The following is a 26,394-nucleotide window of genomic DNA, read 5'->3' on the forward strand; positions in this document are numbered from 1 at the left end:
CGGGATCACGGCTGGGAGCGCGGGCTCTCCGGGCTCAGCGTGTCGATGAACTCGTGCGGGCTGTGGACGTCGGCGTTCTTGCGGGCGTCGGTCGCCTCGGCGGCCATGGCCTTGGCGGCCGAGGACGGGTCGACCCCGGCCTTCCTGGCGCCGGCGACGACCTTGCCGTAGGCGGCGTCGGCGAGGGCGTAGGCCGCCCGGTACTCGTGCTTGGCGAACGCGGCCTTGGCCAGGCCCAGCAGCACGTCGGCGGCGGCCAGCTCGGCGCGGGCCTTGCCGGTCGGGATGGTCGCGGCCAGGCGGTTCGCGGCCTCCCAGTAGGCGGCCGTCAGGAAGCGGTCGCTGTTGTCCCGGTCGAACTGCGAGAAGTCCCAGTTGACGTCGATGTAGCTCATCATCGTGTTGTTCTCGTCGCCGACCCAGGCGTAGAACGTGTCGCCGCTGGGGCCGTAGTCGACGCCGGTCTCGCTGTCGTAGCCGTCGTGCGGATGCGACATGCCCAGGTGGTGGCCGACCTCGTGGATCTGCGTGGTGGTCAGGCCGTAGCCGCGCTCGACGATGCCGGGCGAGATGAAGGTGAAGACGTACGACTGGTCGCCGGTCGCCCAGTCGTCGTCGGCGAAGCCGAGCAGGTTGGGCTCGACCTCGGGGCCCACGGCGTAGTTGAAGACGGGCAGCTCGTAGTCGACGCGGTCGCCGTCGTCCTTGGTGCGGGCGAGGTTGTCGCGGTTGTAGAGGAACAGGTTGGCGTCGGAGGGCAGCCCGCTCTCGGGATAGCAGGTCTCGCCCTGGATGAAGCCGACGTAGCACTGCTCGTTCTTGGCGTCGAACGCGAAGTCCTGGTTGTCGAAGTCGAGCTTGTTGCGCCAGCGCAGCTCGGACAGCTCGTCGACGACCAGCTGCGGCTTGATGTACCGCGCGGAGGCGTCGACCCCCTCCCAGCCCTCGTACGTGTTGCTGTCGATGTTGATCGAGCGTGGCGGCTCGGCCGTGGGCAGCTCGACGGGGTAGAGCGGCGAGGTCGTCATCAGCAGGTTGAGCGCGACGTAGCGGGTGATCCGGCCGAGGTCGCCGGCGAGCGCCGCGGGCGAGCGGTGGCCGTTCGCGGCGTACTCCCAGATCGGCGGCATGCGGTAGTCGGGCACGTCGTCGCCGTCGACGTCGGGGTTGGTCAGGTCGTAGTTGGCGGTGTTCGCCTCGGGGCCGGCGGACAGGTCGTGGAACCAGACCCGCCGGGTGGCGCCCAGGCCGGTCTCCTCGTCGTCGGCCGTGGTGCCGCCCCAGGCGATCATCTTGCGGCTGTCGCGGTTGGCGCCGAAGTCGTAGCCGGTGTCGGGGTCGGGCTCCCCGGTCTTGGTGTAGACGTGGAACTTGAAGTCGGACCGCCCGTACCAATTGACGAAGAAGACCGTGTTGCGCCGGGTGTCCACGCCGGCGGGCGGGTGGAACGCGAGCCACTTCTCCACGCTGGGCCCGTCGATCGCGTGGTTGGCGGTGATGTCGAGGACGCCGGGCTCGGCGTTGTAGGCGGTCTGGTACTGCGTGAGCGGCGCCGGCTTGGCGAGGTTGGTGAGCTGCTGGAAGAACCTGTCCTCGTACGCCTTGTCGGCGTACTTGACGCGGTAGTCGTATTTGTAGGTGATGCCGAGCTTCTCCACCACGTCGTAGGACAGGCGGGAGCGCACGACCGGCTCGTACGTGCGGGCGAGCCCGCCGGTGAAGGCCTGCTTGCCCACCTGGGCCTGCTCGTAGCCGACGAAGACCACGTTGACCGGCACCGTCTCGGTCAGCCGGGGCTGACCGCCGGGCGTCAGGAACTGGTATCTGTACGCGGGAGCCGCCGCGCCGGCGGGGGTTGCCGAAGCCCCGACCAGTGCGGCGACCATCAATGCGACGAAGGCGCCTCTCGGTCTCATGCGCCACACGTAACCATCAGCGAACGCCGATGGGAAGCCCCTGTGGACAAACCCCGACGGCGCTCGTCATTTGTGGATGACCACCGATGGATCCCGCCGAACCGCTAGCGTCGCGGGCATGTTCCGGTCAGCATTCGATGACGTTGACGGCCAGGCCGCCCCGCGCGGTCTCCTTGTACTTGACTTTCATGTCGGCCCCGGTCTCCTTCATGGTCTTGATGACCTTGTCGAGGCTGACGTGGTGGCGGCCGTCGCCGCGCAGGGCCATGCGGGCCGCGGTGACGGCCTTCACGGCGGCCATGCCGTTGCGCTCGATGCACGGGATCTGCACGAGCCCGCCCACCGGGTCGCAGGTCAGCCCCAGGTTGTGCTCCATGCCGATCTCGGCGGCGTTCTCCACCTGCTCGGGGGTGCCGCCCAGCACCTCGGCCAGCCCGGCGGCGGCCATCGCGCACGCGGAGCCGACCTCGCCCTGGCAGCCCACCTCGGCGCCGCTGATCGAGGCGTTCTCCTTGAACAGCAGCCCGATCGCGCCCGCGGTGAGCAGGAAGCGGACCACGCCCTCGTCGTCGGCGCCGGGCACGAAGGTCGTGTAGTAGTGCAGGACGGCGGGGATGATGCCGGCCGCGCCGTTGGTGGGCGCGGTGACGACCCGGCCGCCGGCGGCGTTCTCCTCGTTCACGGCCATGGCGTACGAGGTGAGCCACTCCATCGCGTGCTCCGACGGGCTGCCGGCGGCGCGCAGCTGACGGGCCGTGGCCGCCGCGCGCCGGCGCACCCTGAGGCCGCCCGGCAGGACGCCCTCGGCCTCGAGCCCGGCCGCCACGCACTCGCGCATGACGTGCCAGATCTTGAGCAGCCCGGCGCGGGTCTCGTCGGCGGGCCGCCACGCGGTCTCGTTCTCGAGCATGATCCGCGAGATCGACAGCCCGGTCGACGAGGTCAGCGCGAGCAGGTCGGCGCCGCCGGCGAACGGGTGGGTCAGCGCCGGGGCGGGCCGGGGCGCGCCGAGGGCGCCGGTGACGAACCCGCCGCCCACGGAGAAGTAGGTCTTCCGCAGGATCTCCGCGCCGTCGGCGGCGTACGCGGTGAAGGTCATGCCGTTGGGGTGCTCGGGCAGCGTCCGCCGCCGGTGCAGCACCAGGTCCACGCCGACGGGACGCCCGCCGGGCCCGGCGAAGGCGCCGCGGCCGTGGATGGCGGCGGCCCGGGCGTCCGCGGTGGCGACGTCGACGGTCTCCGGGTCCTCGCCCTCGAGGCCGAGCAGCACCGCCTTGGGCGTGCCGTGCCCGTGCCCGGTGGCGCCGAGCGAGCCGAACAGCTCGGCGCGCACCAGCGCGGCGCGGTCGTCGAGCTGGGCGGCGAACATGCGGGCGGCGCGCATCGGGCCGACCGTGTGGGAGCTGGACGGGCCGATGCCCACCGAGAAGAGGTCGAAGACGGACACGGCCATGGGTGAGGCTCCTCAGCGACAGACGACGTGCGGGCGGCGGGCGGGTCACCGACGGCGTCACGCGGCGCTCGGCCACGGGGACGATCGGCAGCTGTGCGCGCGAGCTGCGAAAACCACAGCACGCGGCACGGACCTCCCTCGCTCTGTCATGGGGCCTGAGAGCTTCGCCGCCGGGAAAGGGGCGGCTTGCACCTTGGGCGCGGGGTCAGGGACTCCCCGGCTTTCCAGAGTTGCGCGGCCACTGCGGTACGGGTGCCTGAGAGATTCTGAGGGAGAAGTTGCTCCTTCGGCGCCCCCGGCGAACGGGGGGCTCTCCCGCGGCGGCCTGCGGCGATATGGAGTTGTCACAGGCAAGGTAGCGCCCGCGAGGAAGCGGGACGTGACCGCCCCGCTTCCTCCCAGTGAATCAGCAGCGGCCCAGGTCCTGCCACTGCTCGGTCCAGCCCGGCTCCGAGCCCTGGGTCCAGTAGCGGGCCCGCCACAGGTGCACGCCCTCCCCCGACTTCGGGCCGTTCGGGTCGCCGTACCTGCTCTTCTCGTGCTTGACCAGGCTGCCGCCGGTGTAGACCTGGCCGAACGACCAGGCCGGCGCGTCGGAGCAGCCGGTGCCGGGCGGCGGCGTGATCGGCGGCGACGTCGGCGGGGTGGTGGTGGGTGGGGTGGTGGGCGGTGTCGTCGGCGGGTTCGTCGGCGTGGAGCAGCCGCCCGTGGAGGCCACCGTGTCGACGAACGTGCTGCCGCCGGACCGGTAGCCGGAGGCCTGCGAGGTCACCTGCGACGGCGAGAGCACCTGGTTCTTGGCGAACAGCACCCAGTCGACCTGCTCCACGTACGTCGAGAGGCCGCCCGTGTGCGCCGCCGTGTCGATGAACCACAGGTTCCAGTTGATCGTCATGGTCTGGCGCGGGTAGAACTTGCCCGAGTGGTCGCCGACCTGCACGCCGTCGATGTAGTAGACGACGTGCCCGTTGGCGACCTGCGCGACCAGGTCGTGCCAGCCGTCCAGCGAGCGCCGCTGCTCGGAGTGCACGTTGTCGGCGTACCAGGGCTCGTTGCGGTACGTGTACCAGGTCGTCTGGTAGTTGATCGGCCCGGTCTCGCCCCAGCCGCCGTTGGGCAGGTACTCGGAGATGTCCAGCTCGCTGTAGGTGGGGTCGAGGTCGCCGTTGAGCGGGCTGATCGTGAAGAACGTCTGGTTGATGTGGTCGCCGTCGTTGCCGCTGACCGGCGTGTCGGTGAAGCGCACCCGGCTGGCGTACGTGCCCTCGAGGTAGCGCTTCTGCGTGGAGTAGAGCTCGGCGTGGTTGGTGCCCGCGCCGGTGCCGTCGGTCGAGGCGGTCAGCTGCAGCACCTTCTGGCCGCCGCTGGTGGGGAACGTGATGTTGTTCGGCGACCAGTTTGCGCCGGGCACGCCGGGGCCGCCCTGGTAGCTGCGCGGCGTCCAGCCGTTGGCGGTCAGCGCGGGGTCGGCCGACGAGGCGTAGTGGAAGTCGTCGAACAGGTAGCCGCAGTCGGCGGCCGAGGCGGGCTCGGTGGACAGCGCCACTGCGCCCGCTCCGGCGAGCGCGGCGACCAGCGCCGCCGCACATTTACGTCTGTCGATTCTCACGAGCAGACTCCTCCCAGGGGGATCGGGGATGACAAGGGGACTACTTGACCGCGCCGGCGGTCATTCCGGCGCGGATGTGCCGTTGGAACGCGACATAGGCGACCAGCACCGGCAGCATGGCGATGGTCAGTCCGGCGAACAGGCCGCTCCAGTCGCTGCGATACCCCTGGCTGACCGACAGGGCGGCCAGACCCTGCGCCAGGACGTACCGGTCCGGGTCGGGGTTGAGAACCAGCGGCAGCAGGTACTGGTTCCAGAGCCCGAGGAAATTGAAGATGCCCACCGCGGTCAGGCCCGGGCGGGCCAGCGGCAGCATGACGCGGAACACCCCGAGATGCGAGCAGCCGTCGAGAAAGGCGGCCTCCGCGATCTCGCTGGGCAGCGTGCGGAAGAACGAATGCAGGAAGAAGACCGTGAAAGGCACCGCGTACGCCGCATAGACCAGGATCAGCCCCGGATAGGTGCCCAGCAGACCCAGCTGCTGGACGACGAAGAACAGCGGCACCAGCGCGAGGAAGACCGGAAAGAACATCGCTGCGACGAAGGTGTAGTAGAGCAGCCGGTTGCCGCGGAACTCGTACCGGGCCAGGGCGTACGCCACCAGGGCGCCCAGCAGCATGGTCAGCACCAGCGCGCCGCCCACGACGATCAGGCTGTTGAGGAAGTAGCGCCCGATGCTGGCCGCCGTCCAGGCCCGCGCCCAGTTGCCGGCCTGCGGCTCGGCCGGCAACGACCACGGCTCGTTGAGGATCTCCTCGTCGGTCTTGAACGAGCTGACCACCGCCCACAGCAGCGGCAGGGCCGTCACGACCGCCCAGCAGAACATCGCCACGTGCGGCAGCGGATTGGCTCGTCCAACCGCCGGCTGGGCGGGCGCCTGGAGAGCGGGCCGGGTCTGCAGCAGTGTCATGCGAGCTCCAGCCGTTCCTTGCGGCCCGCGCGCAGCGCCAGGAGGGCCAGCGTCAGGGTGGCGAAGAACAGCGCGACACCCATGGCGGACGCGTAGCCGAACTTGCCGTACGTGAAAGCGGTCCGGTACAGCGACAGGCCGATCACCTCGGTGGCGCCGTCGGGGCCGCCCGGACCGACGGTCATCACCTGCACGACCGCGAAGGCGTCGAGCGCGGCGATGCCCAGATAGACGAACGCGACCTGCACCGACTCGCGGACCAGCGGCAGGGTGACCCGGAAGAACGTGGCCCACCGGCCGGCCCCGTCGAGGGTCGCCGCCTCGAACAGCTCGGCCGGGATGCCCTCGATGGCGGCGCTGAACAGCACCACGTAGAACCCGACCGACGACCAGATCAGCACCGCCATCACGGCCGCGAGCGCGAACGCCGGCTCGGCGAGCCACGACCGGGCCAGCCCGCCCAGCCCCGCCGCCCGCAGCCCCGAGTTGAGCAGCCCGGTGTTGGGGTTGTAGACGAAGCTCCACAGCACCGCCACCACGACCAGCGACAGCAGCTGGGGGAAGAAGTAGACGATCCGGTAGCCCTGAGCGAGGCGCGACGACGTGGTGCGCAGCATCGAGGCCAGGAACAGCCCGAGCGCGATCGTCACCAGCGGCACCACCACGAGCAGCAGGGCGTTGTTGCGCACCGCGTCGAGGAACAGCCCGTCGCCGCCGAGACGGACGTAGTTGTCCGCCCCGACGAAGCGCGCCTGCCCGGCCACCCCGGTCCAGTCGGTCAGCGAGAGCCAGAACGCCTGGGCGTACGGCGAGAGCACGAACACGACGTGCAGCACCAGGGCCGGCACCAGCGCGCCGAGCAGGAACCGCAGGCGGCCGTGGCGCATCAGCGGGTGTACTTCGCGACGGTGGAGTCCTTGGCCAGCGCGTCGGCGGCCTTCTGGATGCGCGCCGACCAGTCCGCCGGGCTGATCCGCTTGTTCACCAGCTCGCCGGTGGCGTCGTCCACCGCCTTGGCGAGCGGGGCGTACCACGTACGGAATCGGTAGGTGAACGTGTCGGCGCCGGCCGCGGTGACCGCGTCGCGCACCGAGCCGAGCCCGGAGGTGAGCGTGAGCCCGTCGGTCGCCCCCGCCACCGCCGGAAGCGTGCTGTTGGCCTGCGCGAACGCCGTCGCGGACTGCTTGGAGAACAGGATCCGCAGGTACTCCTTGCCGCCGGCCGGGTTCTTGGCCTTGGCCGGCACCAGGAACGACTCGCTGCTGGCCGCCTGCACCGCGGTGACCGGCAGCTTGTCGGCGCCGCTCAGGGCGGGCACCGTGCCCATGACCATGTCGAAACCGGCCGGGGCGACGCCCTTCTGCTCGCTCTCGAGCCACGAGCCGCACGGGATGAACGCCGCCTTCCGCCGGCACCACGCGGCCTGCGCCTCGGTGTGCGACAGCGCCTCGGAGCCGCTCATCAGGTAGCCCTTGCCGGCGAGCTCGGCGAACGCGGTCGCCGCCTGCACGAGCCCCTCCTGCTTCCACGCGCCAGGCTCCAGGTTGTCGACCGCCTTGACCAGGTCGGGACCGCCGGTCTTGGCGGCCATCGACAGCAGCGGGTCGTTGATGTACTCCGGATACTTGCCCTGGTACGTCCAGGGGGCGACGCCGGACTTCTTGATCTCGCCGGCGAGCGTCACCATCTCGTCCCACGTCTTCGGGTACTGCCAGCCGCGCTCGGCGAACAGCGACTTCGAGTACCAGAGACCCCAGACCGTGTACGTGAAGTTGAGCGCGACAGTCTTGCCGGCGAAAGTGCCGTCGTCGACCACGCCGGGCAGCAGCGTGTCGCGGACCTTCTTGCCCGGCTGGTCGAGGCTGGGCGCGTCGAGCAGGTCGGCGAGGTCGGTGACCTGCGAGGCGCCGACCAGCGTGGCGATGTCCAGGCGCCCGGCGCCGGTGTTGTCCACGACGTCGGGCGGGTTGCCGGCCACGAAGCGGGGCTGCATCGCCTCACCGACCTTCTGCAGGCCCTTGTGGTCGATCGCGGCCTGCGGGTACCGCTGCTTGTATCCGGCCTCCGCCCTGGTGGCGTAGTCGTCGCCGTAGCCGCCCTTGAAGACGACCACCTCCAGCGGCGCGTCGGCCTTCACGCCGAGCGGGTTCTCCGCCGTCTTGTCGGCGCCGTTGTCCTTCGTCGTCGTGCCGCCCCCGGAGTCGTTGCCCGCGGTGACGCAGCCGCCGAGCGCGGGCGCCGTGACGAGCGCGGCCGTCTTCAGCAGGGTCCTTCGGGTGGGGTACGGTCTGACCTGGGAATCAGGGTTCATGACGGGCTCTCTTCCTATGCGGTGCGCCGGATGCGCCCGGCGTACCGCGCCTCGATCTCTGCGTTGTGTTCCTTGCCGCCGGGCACGTTGTCCGACAGGTAGACCGGCGGGTCGATGCCCGCCGCGAGCAGCCGCGCGACCACCTCGGTGACGATCTGCTGGGCCAGCAGCGCCGCGGTGATCGACGAGACGGCGCCGACCGCTCCGCCGCCGGGCAGCGGGAGGGTCGCGTCGCCGTAGGGCGCCCCGTTGTCGAGCACCACGTCGGCGATGTCGCCGAGCTTGCGGCCGCTGGGGTGCCGGCTGCTCACCCCCGCGGAGTGCGCGGCCGACGTGATCGCGACCAGCGCGTGGCCGCGCTCCTTGACCAGCAGCGCCATCTCGACGACGGCGCCGTTGATGCCGGAGTTCGAGGCGATGACGAACGCGTCGTCGGGCTTGACCGGCGCGAGCTCGTAGAGCCGGTGCGCGATCTCGGGCCGGCGTTCGACCGCCGGGTCGGCGAGCACCTCGAGCGGCTCGCCGCCGTACAGCACGATGTCGCGCAGCGCGATCCGGTTGGTGGGCACCAGTCCCCCGGCGCGACCGGCGATCTCCATGGCCAGCGCCTCGGAGTGCCCGCAGCCGAAGGCCTGGATCACTCCCCCGTCGCGAACGGCGCCGGCCAGGAGATCGGCGGCCCGGTTCTTGCGGTCGTCCTGGCCGCCGCCGACGTGGTCGACGATCCTCTTGATCTCGCTCAGGTAGTCCTTGCTGGTGACGCTCACGGCTGTCCTTTCGCACGCCCGCGCCTGCGGGTCGGGATCTTCTCGGGCAGCCGGTGGGCGTCGACGGCGCGCACGGTGAGCTCCAGCGCGTCGGCCGTCCGCTCGTACGTGCGCTGCGCGACCGCGACGTAGATCAGGTCGAGGACCAGCAGCTGCGAGTGCAGCGCGGAGAGCGCGGCGAGCCGGAACGTCGTCTCCTGCACCGCGGTGGTGAACACAACGTCGGCGACCTCGGCCAGCGGCGAGCGGCCGAAGCTGGTGACGGCCACGGTGAGCGCGCCGTGGTCGGCCGCCTCCGCGAGGGTCTCGATGACTTCCCGCGTACGCCCGGAGTGGCTCAGGCCGATCGCCACGTCGCCGGGCAGCAGCAGCGCGGCGTTGGTGAGCGCGGTGTGCGAGTCGGTGCGGTGCCAGACCGGCACCCGGATGCGCTCGAGCCGGAACGCCATCTCGCGCGCGGCCGTGCCGCTCGAGCCCAGCCCGAAGATCTCCACCCGCTTCGCGCCCGCGATCGCCTCGGCCACCCGCTCGATCGCGGTGACGTCGAGACCCGCGGCGGTGCTCTGGATCGCCCGGGTGTCGGCGGCGGTGACCACGCCCAGCACGTCGGGCAGCGGGTCGTCCGGGGCGATGTCGCCGCTGATGTCGGTCTCCCACCGGGCCTGCTCGGCGCGGCCGGTCTCGGTGGCGATCGCGACCCGCAGGTTGGCGTAGCCCTTGAACCCCAGCGTGCGGCTGAACCGGGTGACGGTCGCCGTCGAGGTGCCCGAGCGCTCGGCCAGGTCCACGATGCTGGCGTGCGCCGAGGTCTCCGGGTCCGCCAGGATCGTCTCGGCGATGCGCGCCAGCGCCTCGGGCATCTGCGGCCCCTCGATGCGCAGGCGGCCGAGCAGGCCTCCGCTCTCACCGGTCACGTCGTACATCCTTTTCATCGATTGCTGTTGCCGATGAAAATTACGACCGTCTCTGCCTCTAGTCAATAACTGTTTCGCATGTTTCGATCTCCGGCATGGACCTCGTCGTGGGTGTGGACGCGGGTGGGACCTCGACGCGCGCCGTGGTGGCCACGGTGGACGGCCGCATCGTCGGGCGCGGCTCGGGCGGCGCCGGGAACCCGCTGACGGCCGGGCCCGCGGCGGCCGCCTCCTCGCTGGCCGACGCGCTGCGGGCCGCCCTGCACGGCGTGCCGGCGGAACGGGTCGTGCGGGGAGTGCTGGGCGTCGCGGGGACGAGCGCGCTGACGGCCGGAGGTGGGTCCGCGTACGGGAAGGTCTGGACGCGGCTCGGGCTGACGTGTCCGAGGGTGGTCGTCGGCGACGCGGTGACGGCCTTCGCCGCGGGCAGCCCCGCGCCGGGCGGGATCGTGCTGATCGCGGGCACCGGAGCCATCGCCGCGGAGGTCAGCGGCACGTCGGTGGTGCGCACCGTGGACGGCAACGGCTGGCTGCTCGGCGACCTCGGTTCGGGCCGGTGGATCGGGCTGGCCGCGCTGCGGTGCGCCGTACGGCAGTGGTCGTCGCCCTTCGCCGCCTCGATCGCCTCGCGGGCCGGCGTCACGTCGGCCGACGCGCTGATCCGGTGGGCGCAGCGGTTGCCGTTCGCCGAAATCGACGCGCTCGCGCCGCTGGTCTGTTCACTGGCCCGCGCCGGCGACCCCCTCGCCGGGTCGATCACCTCGGCCGCCGCGCGGGAGCTGATCCGCTCCCTCGACGAGCTGCCCCGCGACGGCCCGGTCGTGCTCGCCGGCGGCCTGCTCGCCGCCGACACCCCCGTGCACGACGGCGTCCGGTCAGTCCTCGACTCCCGCGGCGTCCCCTGCACCCGCAGCCGCGACCCCGCCGCAGCCGCCGCCTGGCTGGCCGCCCGCGACCTGGGGCCGCTCGCTGCCGAGGAGCTGCACGCCGTCCTGCTTCGGTGACGGCGACCGCCCACGCCGTCGCTCGTGGACCAGGGGCGGCGGGAGTCCTCGTCAGGCCAGCTCGGGGCGCTGGTCTTCGGCGCTCGCGTGGTCCGTGTCGGGATTCCAGGTGGTCGGAGGATGCGGCGACACGGCGGGATGGCCAGGCCGGCCCGCCAGCACGTCGGGTGTCTCGCCAGTTGACGCGCGCTCGCCCGCTGTCGTCTCCCTCAGCACGAAGGCTCTGCCACCCGATCCCGCTGGTGGAGGCGAGGGCCCGGGATCGACGGGCCGCCACGGGCCACCGAAGGCGCCCGCGTTCGTGTCGTCATCGTCCGATCCGAGCACGAACTCGTTGACCCGGGTGACCCAGCCGGGTCGGGACCGCTTGTGCTTCGGCACGTCGACCCCGATTGCCAGCGCGACCGCCTCACGCACGGCGGGTGGCGCCTGCGCCATCGAGAAATTCTTGAGCTTGATGACCAGCTTCCGGATGCTGGTGGCCCGCCGGCGCACGACCCGCTGCCGCCGGTTGAGCTGCTGTATGACCGGGTGGATCCGGACGAGTTGCTCCGCGCCCCTGCCCTTAAGGCTGACCAGCCCGAACTCGGCCATGCGTCCGAGAACCTCGCCTATCGGCAGCGACCGCGGGACGAGCCGCGACCTCGCCAGCTTTTTGCGGTCCAGCATCACGACAGGGATCTCCACCGTGGAGATGTTGCACAGCACGCCGAGAAAGAGCCGGGCGCCGCCGTACTCGGCCTCGATCACCTTCAACGAGCGCTCCCAGGTGTCTCGCAGCCTGCGTGACCCCTCCGGCATCACCAGCGCCACCAGCGCATCCCAGGACTTGTCCCACTTCAAGCTGTCCCGGTAGGCACGGAACGACATCGGCATCCCGCTCTGGCCGGCCGTCGCCCTGAGGTAGGCGCCGGCCAGCCTCAGCGACAACGTGTGCCCGCCCAACGCGTCGCTCAGCTCTTGGGCTTCCCTCCTGTTCCCCGCCTCGGACACCGCAGCGTGCAGCAGACTGCCGCCCGCGTCGTTCGCCAGACACTCCACTGGCACGGTCTCCACCGACGGCATGTGCTCGGCAGCCCCGTCGGCGGTGGTGACGATGATGGTCGAGTTGCCGGGCGGGATTCGCAGGCGCCCGGGCAGCCGCGTCGGCGGAAGGAGGTGCCTGGACCTCGACGGCTTCGCCGACCCGCGGTCGTCGAGCACGCTCAGGTCGTCGACGTCATCGATGACGAGCAACCACGGCTCCCCGTACGCATCGAGAGCGTCCCACAGTTCGTTCTCGACATCTCGGCGCTCGCCGCCCGGTGGCACCCTGCGGCGTAACGAGTGACGGAGGTCGTGCAAGCCGCCTTCGAACGTGTCGAGCTGCTCGCCGTTGATGCGCCAGACTTGGACGCCACGTTCCGCCGCCTGGGAAGTGATCGCATAGGCCAGCGCGCTCGTGCCGACGCCTTCGGTGCCGTGCAGCACGTAGATCCTGCCGGGCGCGGACCGTTTCGCCTTTCGGCGATCGGCTATGTCTTGGGCGATGTCACGCAGCTCGTCTTGTCGCCCGTACAGCTCGCCTCGGAACCCCCGCGGCGCCAGACTGTAGTCGCTGTTGGTGGTCGGAATCCGTCCCGGGGACGGCTGCGGTGCCGGATGCAAAGACAAAGCGACCGAGAGTGCAAGCAGCAGGAGGAAGGCGGCGAAGAGCCACCAGCTCCAGCCGTTGGTGATCAGATTTGTGACCACGCCAAGCAGCGCGAGGACTGTTGCGCTGGCCGTTGTGAGAAGGATTCTCTGGCGCACCTTCACATTGTGCGGTGATCACTGCTCAGCGAGAAGACCTGATCACTCCACGTTGACCAAGGCTGCGGCCGCGAGGGTTCACGTTGTCGCGTAAGCGGCCCTCCGGGCGGGTAGAGCTGCTGCGTGACGGATCGTGGACTCGCGGCGGGCTGGCGGCGGCTCCGCGAACGCGTCGGCTGGCTCGATCACCTCGTGCGGGCCGGGGTGCGCTACGACAAGGCCGACGGTGGGCGGCTGTCCGCGGCGGTGACGTACTACGCGTTCTTCGCCGTCTTCGCGCTGGGCGTGCTGGCCTATGCGACCTTCGCGTTCGTGCTGGACAGCCCGGCGGTGGTGGAGGCGGTGGAGAGCTACGTCGCCGACGACGTGCCGCGCCTGGACGTGCAGGCGCTGAGCACCGCCCGCAGCACGGCGGGCATCATCGCGCTGCTCGGGCTGCCGATCACCGGCTGGTTCTGGGCCGACGCGCTGCGCTCGTCGATCCGCAAGATCTGGCAGCTGCCCGAGTACCCCGGCCGGCTGCCCGTCCGGGTGCTGGTCGACCTGCTGGTGATGGCCGGGCTGGGCGTGCTGCTCGCGGTGTCGCTGTCGGCGGCGTACCTGACCAGCGTCGTGGCCGGCCGCCTGGTGGACGCGGCGGACACCGGCGCCGGCCCGGCCCGGTGGCTGCTGGGCGCGGTGACCCTCGTGCTGACGCTGACGGTCAACACGGTGCTGGTCCTCGGCATGCTCACCGGCGTGCCCCGGCTCAGGATGCCGCTGCGGCGGGTGCTGGGCCCGGCGTTCCTGGTCGCGGCGGGCATCGAGGTGCTCAAGAGCCTCGGCCGGTGGTACGTGCAGGTCACCGCGGCCAACCCGACGTACCAGCTGGTCGCCGGTTCGGTCGGCCTGCTGGTCTTCCTCAACGCGATCAACCAGATGGTCCTGTTCGCCGCCGCGCTGACCGCCACGAGCACCACCGGCGACCCGGCCGACCTGTCCGCCGAGGGCGACCCGGAGGCCGGGCTCAGCGGTCGATCAGCGTCTTGATGCCGTGGCGCTCCATCAGCTCGGGCAGCGGGTCGGGGTGGCGCCGCCGCCGGGGCCGCCAGATGCGTCCCACGAAGACCGACGAGTTGGGTCCGGGCACGTCGTAGGGGCCGCCGCGCGGGTAGATCTCCAGCACGCTGCCCAGCAGGCCGTTGTCGTGCCAGCCCATCCGGTCGATCTCGGTCCAGGCGTACGAGCGGGTGGTGCCCGCGCGGGTCCGGACGAGCAGACCCAGGTCGTCGGCCAGCACCGCGTTCCGGCGGCGGACGAGCGCGAGCATGAGGGCCGCGGCGACCAAGCCGATCGGGAGCAGGGGGAACGCCCGGAGCGCGACACTGATGATCGCGAGGACGACCGCCGCCGCGCCGGGGACGGCTATGGCGGGCCAGAGGCGGGAGTGCCCGAGGACGTGGACGTCGCCGACCGGCTGCGCGGAGATCCCCATGGGCGCACACAGTAGTGAGGGGAGGCCCGCGCGGGCCTCCCCTCACTCCGACGGGCACCGGCTACGAGCGCCAGGTGTCGTTGACGGTCAGGGCGCAGGCGGAGCCGGTGTCGAGAGTGCGGTTGCCGCCGGACTCCCAGACCACCGACGAGCCGTTCTTCTTGACGTACTTGTACTCGACGGCGGTGTTCGCGGGCAGGCTCACCGTGCCGCGCCAGACGGGGTAGGTGGCCGGCGACAGCGCCACGCCGCCCGAGGTGTTCCAGGTGGACAGCTCGGCGCGGTTGCCCAGGACGTACACGTTCTCGCCGAACACCGTCGTGGTGGTGGACGCGAAGGTTACGGCCACCGTGGAGCAGCCGGTGGGCGGCGGGGTGGTGCTGCCGGCGCCGCGGGCGTCGACGTGCAGCGCGAGCATGCCGTTGGCGGGCACGGTGGCGGTGAACTGACCCGAGGAGTTGACGGTGTACGCCGTGCCGGTGCACGCGCCGTTGGTGAAGTCGCCGTTGGCCACGTCGCAGTACGTGCCGGCGGGCAGCGACGTCTGGAAGGTGCGGCTCAGCGATCCGCCGCGGTTGAAGACGGCGTACGCGGTGGAACCGCGGCCGAACGCGATCTGGTTGCCGCCGTTGGACCACCAGTTCGTCACGCCCGTGCCGGCGGCCGCGTTGTGGAACGCGACCAGGTTGGCGGTCGTGCGCCGCCGGTGCTCGCACGCCCAGCCGGAGGAGCAGTTCACCGCGCTGGTCGTGCCGTTCGAGGACGCGGGCGGCCCGGCCTCGGGGTTGCTGAACGTGAACGACGACATGACCGACGGCGTCCCGTACGGGTAGGCCAGCAGGAACGCCTCGGCGAGCGCGTAGTTCGTGCCGTCCTTGTAGGTCAGCTTGGCCCGGCCGTTGCGCTGGGTGTCGTGGTTGTCGATGAACGCCACCGCGTCGCCGCTCGCGAGCAGCATCTGCGAGGGCAGGTTCTGCAGGCCCGACAGGGTGCCGTCACGGAACGCGGTGCCCACCACGTCGCCGTACCGGAACTCGGTCACGTCGCCGATGCCCGCGTACTCCGACGGCGACGGCTCACCGGCGCCGCCCTCGATCGTCTCCTGGAAGATCCACGGCGTGCCGCTCAGCCGCGAGTAGATGTTCTGCAGGTCCGCGACGGGCACGTGCTTGGCCGCGTCGACCCGGAACCCGTCGACGCCCAGCGAGATCAGGTCGTTGAGGTACGCGACGAGCTTGCCCCGCACGTACTCGGCCTCGGTCTTGAGGTCCGACAGGTCGACCAGCTCGCAATTCTGGATCTCCCACCGGTCGCCCCAGTTCGCGATGTCGTCATTGCCGTTGCGGCCGCAGTGGTGGAAGTCGTTCGTGCCGTACGGCACCGCCGGGTACGCGTAGTGGCCGTACGTCGAGCCCGCCGACCCGGCGCCGGTGGACGCGCCGCCGGCCATGTGGTTGAGCACGGCGTCGACGTAGATCTTCACGCCCGCGCGGTGGCAGGTGCTCACCATGGCCGCGAACGCCGCCCGGTCGCCGCGCCGGGAGACCAGCTGGTAGCTGACCGGCTGGTAGTCCTGCCACCACGGGTAGCCGGAGCCGGGCAGCACGACGTGCTCCTGCGGCGGCGACACCTGCACGCCGCCGAAGCCCTTGGGGCCGAGCACGTTGGTGCACTCCGACGCGACCGACGCCCACGGCCACTCGAACAGGTGCACGACCACGTCGCGCGGGCCGGGGTTGGCGTCGGGCTTCGCGCCGGCCGGCTCGGGGCGGGCGGCGACCAGGACCGCGACGAACGCGGCGAGCATGGCGAGGATCGTGGGGGCGATCCACAACCGTCGGGTTCTCATCGGTTCTCCTTGCTGTGGGGACACGGCGCCTCGCGTGACCTGCATCGAGGCGTGTCGTTGCACGAGAACAGCGGCGCGGTCCACCACCAGCGACGGAACCGTAGCAAGGGCGTAATACCGCGTTCACATTGGAACGGACGATAGCAAGCCCTTGCAGAAGCTGGAAAGGCTTGCAACCAACTTGCACGGATGAATCTCTGTCACGATGGCGCGATGGCGTACATCGATCTAGGCGTCGACGAGACCACCGACCCCGGCATCCGCGGCCTGCTCCGCTACCGCCCCGAGACCGCCCGCCCGCTGATGGAGCTGGCCGAGACCCTGCTGCGCGGCGAGAGCACGCTCACGCGCGGCGAACGCGAGCTGATCGCCGCGTACGTCTCGGACCTCAACGACTGCACCTTCTGCGCCGGCTCGCACGGCGCGGCCGCCGCCGCCCAGGGCGCTGCGGTGCTCGACCAGGTGCGCGTCGACCTGCCCACGGCGCCCGTGCCGGACAAGCTCCGCGCGCTGCTGTCGCTCGCGGCGGCCACCCGCGCCGGCGGCCACGACGTGACCCCCGCCGTGATCGCCGCGGCCCGCGACGCCGGCGCGTCCGACGCCGAGATCCACGACACCGTGCTGATCGCCGCCGCGTTCAGCATGTTCAACCGCTACGTCGACGCGCTCGGCACCTTCGCGCCCCGGGACCCCGCGGCGTACGAGGCCGGCGCGGCCCGCATCGTCGAGCACGGCTACCGCATGCCCCCGCAGGCCTGACGATGCGCGTCACCCACCTCGGCCTGCCCGTGCACGACCTCGAGCGCAGCCTGCGCTTCTACGCCACGTACTTCGGGTTCGACCCCGCGGCCGCCCGCTCCTTTCCCGACGGCACGACGATCGTGAGCTCGGACGGGTTCGACCTCGCCCTGCATCCCGCACCCGAGCGACCGCCGGCCGGGACCTTCCTCCACTTCGGCTTCACGCTGCCCAGCGCGCAGGCGGTGCGGCGGCTGCGGGAGCGGCTGGCCGCCGGCGGCGTGCCGATCGTCGAGGACGACGACGAGCCCGGCCTGGTCTCCTTCAAGTGCCTGGACCCGGACGGCTGGCGCGTCGAGGTCTACTGGGAGCCCACCGCACCGGCGCCGTATCCCGATTGACAGACTTCGATCACCTGGGCGCTGCTCGCGCGCAACCCGGGACCGATGGAGTAACGCCATGCGTACAGCACTCGTCGTGACCGTCGCCGCCCTCGGCATCGGCATCGCCGCACCGCCGGCTGTCGCCGCGCCCCGGCCGGCGGCCGCTCCTGCCGTCACGGTCCAGGCCCTCCCCTCGTACGAGACCTGGCTCTCGGACGTGACCGCGGTGACCGGCGAGGCCCGGTCCTACCTGGCCGGTCGCCTGCCCGACGCCCGGGTCCGCGCCGCGATCGTGCTCGACATCGACAACACGGCCCTGCAGAGCAAGTACCGCCCGTACGCCGCGACGCCCTCGGTGCTGGCGCTCGCGCGCCAGGCGCAGGCGGCCGGCGCGGCGGTGTTCTTCGTGACGGCCCGCCCCGAGATCATCGAGGCCGTGACCGTGGTGAACCTGCGCGCGGCCGGATATCCGATCACCGACGTCTACACGCGGCCCACGCTCGACTTCAGCAGCAACCAGACGCTCAAGACGAAGGCGCGCACCGACATCGAGCGGCGCGGCTACACGATCGTGGCGAACGTCGGCAACAGCGCCTCCGACCTCGGCGGAGGCCACGCGGAGCGGACGTTCAAGCTGCCCGACTACGACGGACAGCTGGACTGACCCGCTCACCGGTGGGTGCGGTCGCCCGGGACGATCAGGCCGGTCTCGTACGCCAGGACGACGGCCTGCACGCGGTCGCGCAGGCCGAGCTTGGCGAGCAGGTGCGCGACGTGCGTCTTCACCGTTTGGTCGGCGACGGTGAGCTCGCCGGCGATCTCGGCGTTCGTCAGGCCGCGGGCCAGCAGCCGCAGCACCTCCAGCTCGCGCGCGGTCAGCCGGGCGAACTCGGCCGGCGGTCCGGCGCCGGCGGGCGGGCGCCGCACGAACTGCTCGATCAGCCGCCGCGTCACGGTGGGCGCGACCAGCGCGTCGCCGGCGGCCACCGTGCGGACGCCCGCGAACAGCAGCTCGTGCCCGACGTCCTTGAGCAGGAAACCACTCGCGCCCGCGCGCATCGCCTCGTACACATACTCGTCCAGGTCGAACGTGGTCAGCATGAGGACGCGGGCCGGACTGCGCGCGCCCACCAGGCGGCGGGTCGCCTCGAGCCCGTCGAGCACCGGCATCCGGATGTCCATGAGCACGACGTCCGGCCTCGTGGCGCGCACGACGGCCAGCGCCTGCCGGCCGTCGGCGGCCTCGCCGACCACCTCCATGTCGGGCTGCAGGTTCAGCAGCAGGGTGAAGCCGGCGCGCACCAGCGCCTGGTCGTCGGCGAGCACGACGCGGATCACCGGGCGCTCCCAGGCACCGGCAGGCTCGCGCGCACCCGGAAGCCGCCGCCGGGCAGCGGGCCCGCGTCGAACCGTCCGCCGTAGAGGGCGACCCGCTCGCGCAGGCCGAGCAGCCCGTGCCCGCCGGCGGAGGGCTGCCCGGCCGCCACGCCGTCGTCGACCACCTCGACCAGCACGTCGCGCTCGCCCACCCGGGCGCTGACCCGCACGGACGCGGCCGGGCCCGCGTGCCGGCAGACGTTGGTGAGCGACTCCTGCACGATCCGGTACACCACCAGGTCGAGGCCGGGCGGCAGCGCGGCGGCCTCACCGGTGAGGTCGAGGTCGACCCGGACGCCCGCGGCACGGACCTCCTCGGTCAGCGCGTCCAGGTGCCGCGTTCCCGGCTGGGGTTGCAGCGGCCCGCTGTCGTCGACCCGCAGCAGGCCGACGAGCCGGCGCATCTCCCCCAGCGACTCCTGCGCGGTCGCGCGGATCGCCCGCAACGGCTCCCCGGCCAGCCGGGGGTCGACGGCGAGGGCCTGCTCGGCGGCGTCGGACTGGATCGCGATCACGCTGAGCCCGTGCGCGACGACGTCGTGCAGCTCGCGGGCGATCCGGGCGCGTTCGGCCGCCAGCGCGGCGCGATGGTCCGCGGCCGCCTGCGCGTGCCGGCGGCGCAGCGCGTGCCCGGCCAGCCAGGCCGCGCCGCACACGGCGACGGTGAAGACGTAGTCGGAGGGCGCGCTCTGGCCGGGCTCCTCGACGGCGAAGACCGTGATGGTCAACGCCAGCGCGACGACGATCCCGAGCCCCGCGCCGGATCGCCTGCCCGGCGCGTGTGCCCCGACCGAATAGCTCAGGACCAGCACGTACGGGACGAGCCAGGCCTGCGGGACGACGCCGGCCAGGAACGCCGCCGTCAGCACGCCCAGCGCGAAGGCGGCGACCAGCACCGGCGCGCGGCGGCGCCACAGCAGCGCGGCGCACGAGGCCAGCACGGCGACTACGGCCACCGTCAGGTGACCGTGGACCGAGTACCGCCCGGTGCTCACGGAGATCTCGAACAACGCCACCGCCGTCAGGGCGGCGGCGATCGCCGGATCGCCGGCGGGCAGGCTTCGCCGAGCTGCCACCGCCTCACGATAAGCCCGCCGGGGCAGGGTGCGACTCACCCGCGGGAGGGAGCCCGGATCCCCCGGGCGAAGCACCGGGAACGATCCCGGTGGTGACGACACGGCCGGCGGCGGGCTCGCATCCTTCGGGTCATGTCGACCACATGGCGCACCCGCATGATCGCGACGGCCGTCGCCGGCTCCGCGGTCACCACGTTCCTGGGCGCATCGTTCGGGCCGGTGTTCTCCGCGGACCCCGCCGCCCGGCTCGAGACGATGGCGCAAAACACGACCGTCATCACCGCCGTCTACCTGTTCCGCATGCTCGGCGCCCTGCTCGCCCCCGCCGTCGTGATCGCGGTCCTGCGGCTGGTCCCGCGCCGGGGCGCGCCGGCGGCGGCGGCCGGAGGCGCGTTGGTGCTGATCGGCGAGACGGCCGGCGTCGCGACGACGACCATCGTCGCCGTGCAGGCGCTGGTGCTGGCGCCCTCGGACGACCGGCTCACCGCGATCGCCGTCGCGGGCCGGCTCGACGACAGCAGCCTCGTGACCGTCACCGCTGTCCTCTACCTGTCCGGGCTGCTGCTCGGGAACCTGCTTCTCGGCGTGGGCCTGTGGCGGGCCCGGGCGGTGCCCCGCTGGGCGGCCGCCGCCATCGCCGCCGGGCTGATCGTCCACATCGCCGCCGGCGACCTGCCGTGGACCACGGTCGGCGGCACGACGCTACTGACCGTCGGTCTCGCCGCGCTGGCCCGTCAGGTCTGGCGCACAGCAGCCCGGACCGCCACACATCCCGGGCATGCGGTCGTGTGAACCGCCGGACGGCCGACGACGACAGGCAACGGCGCCGAGGTCGTCCGTGTGGACCCGCAGCGGGGGTTCACCGGACCTCGGCCGCCGCTGATCAGGCGCCGGCCGCGGCGCGGGTGACGCCGACCCGCCGAACCGGTGAATGCGGGGCGACTACGTGGGCACCCTCTGGGCGTACTACGAGCCGGTGACTCCTCATGCGGTTCCCACCGCGGATTACGTTGACGCGCTCGAACGTCTGCATGCCGGAATGCGCTCGGTCCACCTGCCGGTTCCACACTTCACGGAGCGCGTTCTCAGTGCCCAGAGGCTCGTGGCCGACCCCGCCCGGACACCGGGACTGGGCGAGCCGGACCGGCGGTTCCTCACCGGCACGTTGGAGCGTCTGCGACGAGCCGTCAGCCGAAGCGGCCGGCCCGAGCAGCTGCTGCATGGCGAACCGCATCCGGGCAACCTCCTCCTGACCCGGACCGGCCCCCTCTTCATCGACTTCGAGACGTGCTGCCGGGGGCCGGTCGAGTTCGATGTGGCCCACGCGCCCGAGCACGAAATGCGGCACTGTTGCCCGACGGACGGCCCCCGATAACCTTTGGTCACGCCGCGATTGCACTGCGTGGTACCCGAGGGAGGGCGCGTGAGGCAGGGCCGACGACCACCCGACTTCCAGCTCGACGACTTGATCCCGCTCCCCCACTACGGCGCCGGCGGCATGGGCGAGCTGTCCCTCGCTCTGACGCCCGATGGGCGAATCGTGGTGGTGAAGCGGATCGCCCAGCACCTCAGGACACGGCCCGACTTCCGCCAGCGATTCCTCAACGAGGCCGCGGCGGCCCGGCGGGTCGACAGCCGCTACACCGCTGCGGTGGTGATGTCGGGCATCGACGAGCGCGATCATCCCTACCTCGTCATGGAGTTCGTCGCCGGCCCGTCCCTGCACCAGGTCGTCGACGGCGGAGCCCGTTTCACCGAGACCGGCGCCCGCGCGCTCCTGGCCGGACTGGCGGCTGCCTTTGTCGACATTCACGACGCTCGCCTGGTGCACCGCGATCTGAAGCCCGGGAATGTCCTGCTCGAGCAGCGCGGTCCACGCGTCATCGACTTCGGGATCTCGCTGCTGCCCCAGACGCGGCGGATCACCGCTGCCGGCCACCCGATCGGTTCGGCGGGATTCATACCCCCGGAGCGCCTCAAGGGTCGCCGGGAAACCCGCAAGGGCGACATCTGGTGTATCGGCGCCGTGGTCTGGTACGCGATGACGGGCCAGTACGTCGACCCGCGGACCGGCCTGGACAAGAAGCGGCTACCCGGCAGCCTTCACATCCTCGCCGACTGCCTGAACCCTCGGCCGGCACGACGACCGGACGCGCGCAAGCTTCGGCAGAGGGTCACCGCGGGCGAACCCGTCGATCTGCTGATGCACAGCGGCTGGCTGCCACCGCTGGCGCTCCACCACATTCACGCGCTACGACAATGGTGCGACCACACACCGCGGCAACCGCAGTACCAAGCTCAGCTGGCGTCCGTGCGGGCCGCCCTCGCCGCGCGCGGCCGGCAATCGGCCCGGCGCGGCCGGCCCCGGCTGCGGTCCTCGCTGATCGCCGCCGCCTGCCTGCTGGTCGTCGCGGCCCTCGGCTGGATGCAGTGGGCCCGGCACTCGGCTGACGGGCACGAGTCCGCGCCTCCACTACCGCCGGCGGTCCTGCCGGGGGCGCCCCCGGCGCCCTCGACCTCACCCTCGCCGACACCCGCAGCGACCTGCCGACGCGACGAAGATCGTCGTGGACTGCCGTACCAATGCGGGGTGACCTGGGCCGGCGGCGCTGTGCCCGTGTACCGCTCACCCGCGGCGTCACCGACGCCTTACGCGTCGCTGCTCGAACGCACCGGCGATCAGTGGTTCCGGTGCCACCGCAAAGGCCCACCGTACGAGCACGACGGCGTCACCAGTGTCTGGTGGGCGTACACCCAGAGCGACACCGCCGGCGGCACCTGGGGATGGGTCCCCGAGGCGTATCTGCCCGACGTGCGGGACAACCCGCAAGCGATGGCCGTCTGCCCACGCCGCTGACGGCGACCCGCACCTGAGCCGCCGGAGCCAGCCGGATCATCCCGGGCAGCCGCGTCGGCCCGCCGGCGAGCCGCGGGGCACGGCTTCAGCGGCTCGCTTCCCTGAACGATCACACCGTCCGCTGTCGTGCGGGCTCGCTGTCGCGAGGAACGGCAGACATGGTCGGTACGGGGTGGCGATGGGCCGGGGTCGCCGGTGGTCCGGTGCTGGCGGCGGGCTGCACTCCCGGCGCGGAGCCCGCTCCCGCGATCATGGCCGCCGTGCTCGACGCGCTGCGCTGAGCTCAGCGGGCGCGCACCACCAGCGTCTTGGCGGCCATGTCGCCGAGCCGCCGGCGGTTGGCCGAGTTCACGACGATGATGAGGCCGACCAGGTAGCCGAGCAGCCCGTCGATCATCCGCAGCAGCGTGCGCACGAGACCGGACAGCAGGCCCGGCCGGCCGCCCGACCCGGCGTCGACCACGCGGATGCCGCTGACCAGCTTGCCGAGCGTGCGCCCGGTCAGCCCCTCGAGCAGCACGTAATAGAGCAGCACGACCAGGCTCAGCCACAGGGTGCCGGTGTTCGACAGCGTGGTGAGGTCGAAGCCGTCCGCCCCCTCCAGTCCGAACACCCTCTCGAGCACCCAGCTGAAGAACGCGAAAACCAGCGCGTCGACGAAGGTCGCCACGATCCGGCGGCCGGTGACACGGACATCGAGCGTTGTCGCGGCGTACGTCATGCAGTGATCATGTCGTAGCTACGCCACCCAGGAGCGCTGGGCCCGGTGGCGCTGCTTGGTGCGGTACATGTCGGCGTCCGCGGCCGCGGCCAGCTGGGCGAAGTCGCTGCGGCCGCCGCCGTGCGCGTGGCCGACGCTCGCGCCGATCGTGCGGACGCCGGTGCGGGTCTCGATCGGCTCGGTGAGCACCTTGTGGATCCGCTCGGCGGTGTCGCGCAGCACCGTGCCCACGTCACCGCCGGTCACCACGACCACGAACTCGTCGCCGCCGGTGCGGGCGAGCAGGTCGGTGGGACGGATCAGCCCGGCCATGCGGTGCGCGACCGTACGCAGCACCTCGTCGCCGGCGTCGTGGCCGCCCACGTCGTTGACGGCCTTGAACTCGTCCAGGTCGATCACCATGACGCCGACCTCGCCGTCGTCGTCGCGCCCGGCCAGCTCGTCGGTGAACGCCCGCAGCAGCGCCCGGTTGGCCAGGCCGGTCAGCGGGTCGTGGGTGGCGGCGTGGGCCAGGCGGGCGCGGCTCTCGGCGAGCTCGTGGTGCAGCCGGGCGTGGTGCACGGCCATCGACGCGTGCTGGGCGAACAGCTCGAGCATCTCGCGCTGCACCGGGCCGGGCCGCCGCCCGTCGCGGGGCAGGTCGACGCTGAGGATGCCGGTCAGCTCGCCGGCCGGCGAGGTGAGCGGGGCGAACAGCATGTCCTCGGGGTGCCAGCCGTCGGGGTCCTCGGGCGTCGGCAGCGCGCCGGACGTCCACGTGATCATGGAGTCGGGCATGTCGTGGTCGTGGTCGACGAAGTACAGCGACCCCCACCGCTCGGCCTTGCCGAACAGCTCGTCCCAGTTGGCCTGCGTGGTGCGGGTGCCCAGCAGCGAGCGGCGGATCTCCTCGGTGCCGTCGGCGGACACGACCGTGAAGTCGCCGTCCGGCTGAAGCACGTTGATCACCGCGACCTCGAAGCCGGAGGCGCGGGTCACCCCGTGCACGACCGCGTCCATGGTCGCCGTCAGGTCGAGGCTGGCGTGCACGGCCTTGCTGACCTCGTGCAACGTGCGCAGCCCGTCGAGCTGCGCGAGGGCGTCGGACAGCTGCGACGACAGATCCTCGATGCTGGTCAAGGGGCCTCCCGACGCGGCCGCGGCCTCCCTGCCGCGCGCCTGAACCTGCCGATCTTAGCCAGATGCCGGCGCCCGTGGTCGGCACACCGGGGCCGTACACTCTCCGCCGTCAGCGTAGGCGCTGGTCACAGAGGGTGGAAAAGGAGGCGCGCGGCATGCTTGGGTGTGACGCGTGAGTGACGCCGCCGAGCTGACCGACTCCGCCACGACGACCAAGTGGCACCACAAGGTCTCGACCCCGCTGCGCAACTTCCTGAGCACCGAGGCCGGCAGCGCCGGCGTGCTGGTCGCGTCGATCGTCGCGGCGCTGCTCTGGGCCAACCTGGGCGACTCGTACGAGTCGTTCTGGCATACCGAGATGAGCATCCACCTCGGCGGCGACGGCATCGAGCTCGACCTGCGCGAGTGGGTCAACAGCGGGCTGATGACGCTGTTCTTCCTGGTGGTGGGTCTGGAGGCGCGGCGCGAGTTCGACCTGGGCGACCTGCGCGACCGGCGGCGGTTCCTGCTGCCCGCGGCGGCCGGCATCGTCGGCATGCTGCTGCCCATCGGCATCTTCCTGGCCGTCAACGCCGGCGGCCCCGGCGCGGTGGGCTGGGGCGCCGCGATGTCGACCGACACCGCGCTGGCGCTGGGCCTGCTCGCGCTGGTCGGGCGCAACGTCCCGGTGCAGGCCCGGCTGTTCCTGGTGACCGTGTCGGTGGTCGACGACGTGGTGGCGCTGATCGTGATCGCGGTGGCGTACTCCGAGCAGATCCGGATGGCGCCGCTGCTGCTGGCGCTGGCCGTGTTCGCGCTGACGCTGGTGATGGTGCGGGCGGGCGTCCGCAGCGGGTTCGTCTATCTGCCGTTCTGCCTGGTCATCTGGGGCGCCACGCTGTCCAGCGGCATCGACCCGGTCGTGTCCGGCCTGGCGATCGGGCTGGCCGCCGCCGCGTACACCCCGGGCCGCGGCGAGCTCGAGCAGGCCAGCGACCTGTTCCGCTCGTTCCGTGAGCAGCCGACGCCCGAGCTGGCCCGGTTCGCCCGGCTGGGGCTGCTGCGGTCGCTGTCGCCCAACGACCGGCTCACCCGCACCTGGTCGGGGGTGTCGAGCTATCTGATCGTGCCGCTGTTCGGCCTGGCCAACGCGGGCATCGCCGTGGACGCGGGCTTCCTGGGGCGGGCGCTGACGTCGGCGGTCACGGTGGGCGTCTTCCTGGCGTACGTCGTGGGCAAGCCGGTCGGGATCGCCGGGGTGTCCGCCCTGGTGACGTGGCTGAGCCGCGGCCGGATCCGCCCCGGGGCCGGCTGGGCGTCCGTGCTCGGCACCGGGACGATCGCGGGCATGGGCTTCACCGTCTCGTTCCTGATCGCGAACCTGGCGCTGGAGGAGCCGGAGCTGTCCGAGGCCAAGCTGGGCCTGCTGCTGGCGATCGCGGGCTCGTCGTTGGTGACGTGGGTGGTGTTCCAGGTGACCAACCGGATGTCCAAGCCGCGCAAGGCGGTGGCGCTGCTCGGCGACGTCGAGGAGATCGTCGACCTGATCCCCGAGGTGGACGAGGAGCGCGACCACGTGCGCGGGCCGGCCGGCGCCTCGGTGACCCTGGTCGAGTACGGCGACTTCCAGTGCCCGTACTGCGGCCGCGCCGAGCCGGTGGTCCGCGAGCTGCTCACCGACGACGACCTGCGCTACGTCTGGCGGCACCTGCCGCTGACCGACGTGCACCCGCAGGCCCAGATGGCCGCGCAGGCCGCCGAGGCCGCGGGGCTGCAGGGCCGGTTTTGGGAGATGCACGACCTGCTGATCGACCACCAGGAGCACCTGCGCATCGCCGACCTGCTCGCCTACGCCGGCGACCTGGGCCTCGACCAGGACCGGTTCCACGCCGACATGATGGAGCCGACCTGCAAGGAGCGGATCGCCGCCGACGAGGAGTCCGCGGACCTCAGCGGCGTCTCCGGCACCCCCACGTTCTTCATCAACGGCCGCCGCCACTACGGCGCCTACGACGTGCAGACGCTCAAGGAGGCCATCCGCGTGGCCCGGGTCCGCGCGAAGATCGCCGCCAAACGCCGTTGAGGTTCACAGCCGGCTCCTAGCAAGCGGCTGGCGATTTCTCAGCGGGGCGGCCGATGGTGGCTG

General features: G+C 71.9%; 25 protein-coding genes and 1 riboswitch. Of the genes, 10 read left to right on the forward strand and 15 right to left on the reverse strand.

Translation table 11 applies throughout. From position 1 onward, the window contains the following. Positions 1 to 5: 5 nt before the first annotated feature. From ACSNN8_RS20240 to ACSNN8_RS20275, 8 genes are all read right to left on the reverse strand, one after another. Positions 6 to 1,916 (reverse strand): hypothetical protein, encoded by a 1,911-nt coding sequence (locus tag ACSNN8_RS20240; RefSeq protein WP_436650832.1) that lies wholly within the window; start codon positions 1,914 to 1,916, stop codon positions 6 to 8. 127 nt (positions 1,917 to 2,043) lie between these two features. Beyond that, positions 2,044 to 3,369: an L-serine ammonia-lyase gene (locus ACSNN8_RS20245; RefSeq protein ID WP_436650833.1), complete on the reverse strand. Its 1,326-nt coding sequence runs from the start codon at positions 3,367 to 3,369 to the stop codon at positions 2,044 to 2,046. A gap of 234 nt (positions 3,370 to 3,603) precedes the next feature. Then, a riboswitch (glycine riboswitch) is annotated at positions 3,604 to 3,697 on the reverse strand. 78 nt (positions 3,698 to 3,775) lie between these two features. After that, complete coding sequence (locus tag ACSNN8_RS20250) at positions 3,776 to 4,978, reverse strand: glycosyl hydrolase (protein ID WP_436650834.1); 1,203 nt, start codon at positions 4,976 to 4,978, stop codon at positions 3,776 to 3,778. A 40-nt stretch (positions 4,979 to 5,018) separates the two neighbouring features. After that, positions 5,019 to 5,888: a carbohydrate ABC transporter permease gene (locus ACSNN8_RS20255; protein WP_436650835.1), complete on the reverse strand. Its 870-nt coding sequence runs from the start codon at positions 5,886 to 5,888 to the stop codon at positions 5,019 to 5,021. After that, entirely contained in the window at positions 5,885 to 6,775 is an 891-nt protein-coding gene (locus ACSNN8_RS20260) for a carbohydrate ABC transporter permease (RefSeq protein ID WP_436650836.1), read from the reverse strand. Before ACSNN8_RS20260 ends, ACSNN8_RS20255 begins: the two co-directional genes overlap by 4 nt. Beyond that, positions 6,775 to 8,199 carry an N-acetylglucosamine/diacetylchitobiose ABC transporter substrate-binding protein gene (gene ngcE / locus ACSNN8_RS20265; RefSeq protein ID WP_436650837.1) on the reverse strand — a complete coding sequence of 475 codons (1,425 nt, stop codon included), beginning with the start codon at positions 8,197 to 8,199 and terminating at the stop codon, positions 6,775 to 6,777. The genes ACSNN8_RS20260 and ngcE overlap by 1 nt, the downstream gene beginning before the upstream one ends. Before the next feature lie 14 nt (positions 8,200 to 8,213). Further along, entirely contained in the window at positions 8,214 to 8,942 is a 729-nt protein-coding gene (locus ACSNN8_RS20270) for a sugar isomerase domain-containing protein (protein ID WP_436650880.1), read from the reverse strand. A 20-nt stretch (positions 8,943 to 8,962) separates the two neighbouring features. Then, complete coding sequence (locus ACSNN8_RS20275) at positions 8,963 to 9,880, reverse strand: MurR/RpiR family transcriptional regulator (RefSeq protein WP_436650838.1); 918 nt, start codon at positions 9,878 to 9,880, stop codon at positions 8,963 to 8,965. Positions 9,881 to 9,975: 95 nt separating this feature from the next. On the opposite strand from ACSNN8_RS20275, the gene ACSNN8_RS20280 reads away from it, so the two are divergent. Further along, the gene (locus ACSNN8_RS20280) at positions 9,976 to 10,884 is read left to right on the forward strand and encodes an N-acetylglucosamine kinase (RefSeq protein ID WP_436650839.1); all 909 of its coding nucleotides are present in this window, start codon (positions 9,976 to 9,978) and stop codon (positions 10,882 to 10,884) included. A 51-nt stretch (positions 10,885 to 10,935) separates the two neighbouring features. Here ACSNN8_RS20280 and ACSNN8_RS20285 read toward each other — a convergent pair whose 3' ends face one another. Then, on the reverse strand, positions 10,936 to 12,675 hold the full coding sequence (locus tag ACSNN8_RS20285) for a hypothetical protein (RefSeq protein WP_436650840.1): 1,740 nt from the start codon (positions 12,673 to 12,675) through the stop codon (positions 10,936 to 10,938). A 123-nt stretch (positions 12,676 to 12,798) separates the two neighbouring features. Between ACSNN8_RS20285 and ACSNN8_RS20290 the strand changes: the two genes are divergently transcribed. Then, positions 12,799 to 13,704 carry a YihY/virulence factor BrkB family protein gene (locus tag ACSNN8_RS20290; protein ID WP_436650841.1) on the forward strand — a complete coding sequence of 302 codons (906 nt, stop codon included), beginning with the start codon at positions 12,799 to 12,801 and terminating at the stop codon, positions 13,702 to 13,704. Here the strand turns inward: ACSNN8_RS20290 and ACSNN8_RS20295 are convergent. Both ACSNN8_RS20295 and ACSNN8_RS20300 read right to left on the reverse strand, forming a co-directional pair. After that, positions 13,682 to 14,149 carry a hypothetical protein gene (locus ACSNN8_RS20295; RefSeq protein WP_436650842.1) on the reverse strand — a complete coding sequence of 156 codons (468 nt, stop codon included), beginning with the start codon at positions 14,147 to 14,149 and terminating at the stop codon, positions 13,682 to 13,684. The genes ACSNN8_RS20290 and ACSNN8_RS20295 overlap by 23 nt on opposite strands. Before the next feature lie 61 nt (positions 14,150 to 14,210). Next, positions 14,211 to 15,998 (reverse strand): carbohydrate-binding module family 20 domain-containing protein, encoded by a 1,788-nt coding sequence (locus ACSNN8_RS20300; protein ID WP_436650843.1) that lies wholly within the window; start codon positions 15,996 to 15,998, stop codon positions 14,211 to 14,213. 213 nt (positions 15,999 to 16,211) lie between these two features. Here ACSNN8_RS20300 and ACSNN8_RS20305 point away from each other — a divergent pair, with 213 nt between their 5' ends. From ACSNN8_RS20305 to ACSNN8_RS20315, 3 genes are read left to right on the forward strand one after another with little or no spacing between them, the layout of a single operon-like run. Then, positions 16,212 to 16,757: a carboxymuconolactone decarboxylase family protein gene (locus ACSNN8_RS20305; protein ID WP_436650844.1), complete on the forward strand. Its 546-nt coding sequence runs from the start codon at positions 16,212 to 16,214 to the stop codon at positions 16,755 to 16,757. Between the two features lie 2 nt (positions 16,758 to 16,759). Next, complete coding sequence (locus tag ACSNN8_RS20310; protein ID WP_436650845.1) at positions 16,760 to 17,137, forward strand: VOC family protein; 378 nt, start codon at positions 16,760 to 16,762, stop codon at positions 17,135 to 17,137. Between the two features lie 58 nt (positions 17,138 to 17,195). After that, positions 17,196 to 17,783: an HAD family acid phosphatase gene (locus tag ACSNN8_RS20315; protein WP_436650846.1), complete on the forward strand. Its 588-nt coding sequence runs from the start codon at positions 17,196 to 17,198 to the stop codon at positions 17,781 to 17,783. A gap of 5 nt (positions 17,784 to 17,788) precedes the next feature. Here the strand turns inward: ACSNN8_RS20315 and ACSNN8_RS20320 are convergent, their stop codons facing one another. Further along, positions 17,789 to 18,457, reverse strand: coding sequence for a response regulator (locus ACSNN8_RS20320; RefSeq protein WP_436650847.1), 669 nt, complete (start codon positions 18,455 to 18,457; stop codon positions 17,789 to 17,791). Beyond that, complete coding sequence (locus ACSNN8_RS20325) at positions 18,454 to 19,572, reverse strand: sensor histidine kinase (RefSeq protein WP_436650848.1); 1,119 nt, start codon at positions 19,570 to 19,572, stop codon at positions 18,454 to 18,456. The genes ACSNN8_RS20320 and ACSNN8_RS20325 overlap by 4 nt, the downstream gene beginning before the upstream one ends. A gap of 132 nt (positions 19,573 to 19,704) precedes the next feature. Here ACSNN8_RS20325 and ACSNN8_RS20330 point away from each other — a divergent pair, with 132 nt between their 5' ends. The 4 genes from ACSNN8_RS20330 to ACSNN8_RS20345 all read left to right on the forward strand — a co-directional run bounded on the left by ACSNN8_RS20330 (position 19,705) and on the right by ACSNN8_RS20345 (position 22,710). Beyond that, positions 19,705 to 20,364 carry a hypothetical protein gene (locus ACSNN8_RS20330; protein WP_436650849.1) on the forward strand — a complete coding sequence of 220 codons (660 nt, stop codon included), beginning with the start codon at positions 19,705 to 19,707 and terminating at the stop codon, positions 20,362 to 20,364. Between the two features lie 154 nt (positions 20,365 to 20,518). Next, a complete protein-coding gene (locus ACSNN8_RS20335) occupies positions 20,519 to 20,947 on the forward strand; it encodes a phosphotransferase family protein (RefSeq protein WP_436650850.1) in 429 nt (142 codons plus the stop codon). Positions 20,948 to 20,950: 3 nt separating this feature from the next. Next, complete coding sequence (locus ACSNN8_RS20340) at positions 20,951 to 22,429, forward strand: serine/threonine-protein kinase (protein WP_436650851.1); 1,479 nt, start codon at positions 20,951 to 20,953, stop codon at positions 22,427 to 22,429. A gap of 158 nt (positions 22,430 to 22,587) precedes the next feature. Next, positions 22,588 to 22,710 (forward strand): hypothetical protein, encoded by a 123-nt coding sequence (locus ACSNN8_RS20345; protein ID WP_436650852.1) that lies wholly within the window; start codon positions 22,588 to 22,590, stop codon positions 22,708 to 22,710. 2 nt (positions 22,711 to 22,712) lie between these two features. Here the strand turns inward: ACSNN8_RS20345 and ACSNN8_RS20350 are convergent, their stop codons facing one another. Both ACSNN8_RS20350 and ACSNN8_RS20355 read right to left on the reverse strand, forming a co-directional pair. After that, positions 22,713 to 23,150, reverse strand: a complete 438-nt coding sequence (locus ACSNN8_RS20350; protein WP_436650853.1) for an RDD family protein — start codon at positions 23,148 to 23,150, stop codon at positions 22,713 to 22,715. Between the two features lie 18 nt (positions 23,151 to 23,168). Continuing rightward, positions 23,169 to 24,269 (reverse strand): diguanylate cyclase domain-containing protein, encoded by a 1,101-nt coding sequence (locus ACSNN8_RS20355; protein WP_436650854.1) that lies wholly within the window; start codon positions 24,267 to 24,269, stop codon positions 23,169 to 23,171. 172 nt (positions 24,270 to 24,441) lie between these two features. Between ACSNN8_RS20355 and ACSNN8_RS20360 the strand changes: the two genes are divergently transcribed. Further along, a complete protein-coding gene (locus tag ACSNN8_RS20360) occupies positions 24,442 to 26,331 on the forward strand; it encodes a Na+/H+ antiporter NhaA (RefSeq protein ID WP_436650855.1) in 1,890 nt (629 codons plus the stop codon). The last annotated feature ends 63 nt before the right edge of the window (positions 26,332 to 26,394 follow it).

This window comes from Actinoplanes sp. URMC 104, from assembly GCF_051386375.1.
In the GTDB taxonomy this organism is placed as follows: Bacteria; Actinomycetota; Actinomycetes; order Mycobacteriales; family Micromonosporaceae; genus Actinoplanes.

Bases quoted from the DNA above. Each gene is read 5' to 3' on its own strand.
- ACSNN8_RS20330 (WP_436650849.1), top strand. From the start codon at position 19,705: ATGTCGACCACATGGCGCACCCGCATGATCGCGACGGCCGTCGCCGGC.
- ACSNN8_RS20315 (WP_436650846.1), top strand. From the start codon at position 17,196: ATGCGTACAGCACTCGTCGTGACCGTCGCCGCCCTCGGCATCGGCATC.
- ACSNN8_RS20350 (WP_436650853.1), bottom strand. From the start codon at position 23,150: ATGACGTACGCCGCGACAACGCTCGATGTCCGTGTCACCGGCCGCCGG.
- ACSNN8_RS20300 (WP_436650843.1), bottom strand. From the start codon at position 15,998: ATGAGAACCCGACGGTTGTGGATCGCCCCCACGATCCTCGCCATGCTC.
- ACSNN8_RS20255 (WP_436650835.1), bottom strand. From the start codon at position 5,888: ATGACACTGCTGCAGACCCGGCCCGCTCTCCAGGCGCCCGCCCAGCCG.
- ACSNN8_RS20260 (WP_436650836.1), bottom strand. From the start codon at position 6,775: ATGCGCCACGGCCGCCTGCGGTTCCTGCTCGGCGCGCTGGTGCCGGCC.
- ngcE (WP_436650837.1), bottom strand. From the start codon at position 8,199: ATGAACCCTGATTCCCAGGTCAGACCGTACCCCACCCGAAGGACCCTG.
- ACSNN8_RS20280 (WP_436650839.1), top strand. From the start codon at position 9,976: ATGGACCTCGTCGTGGGTGTGGACGCGGGTGGGACCTCGACGCGCGCC.
- ACSNN8_RS20295 (WP_436650842.1), bottom strand. From the start codon at position 14,149: ATGGGGATCTCCGCGCAGCCGGTCGGCGACGTCCACGTCCTCGGGCAC.
- ACSNN8_RS20310 (WP_436650845.1), top strand. From the start codon at position 16,760: ATGCGCGTCACCCACCTCGGCCTGCCCGTGCACGACCTCGAGCGCAGC.
- ACSNN8_RS20245 (WP_436650833.1), bottom strand. From the start codon at position 3,369: ATGGCCGTGTCCGTCTTCGACCTCTTCTCGGTGGGCATCGGCCCGTCC.
- ACSNN8_RS20305 (WP_436650844.1), top strand. From the start codon at position 16,212: ATGGCGTACATCGATCTAGGCGTCGACGAGACCACCGACCCCGGCATC.
- ACSNN8_RS20345 (WP_436650852.1), top strand. From the start codon at position 22,588: ATGGTCGGTACGGGGTGGCGATGGGCCGGGGTCGCCGGTGGTCCGGTG.
- ACSNN8_RS20240 (WP_436650832.1), bottom strand. From the start codon at position 1,916: ATGAGACCGAGAGGCGCCTTCGTCGCATTGATGGTCGCCGCACTGGTC.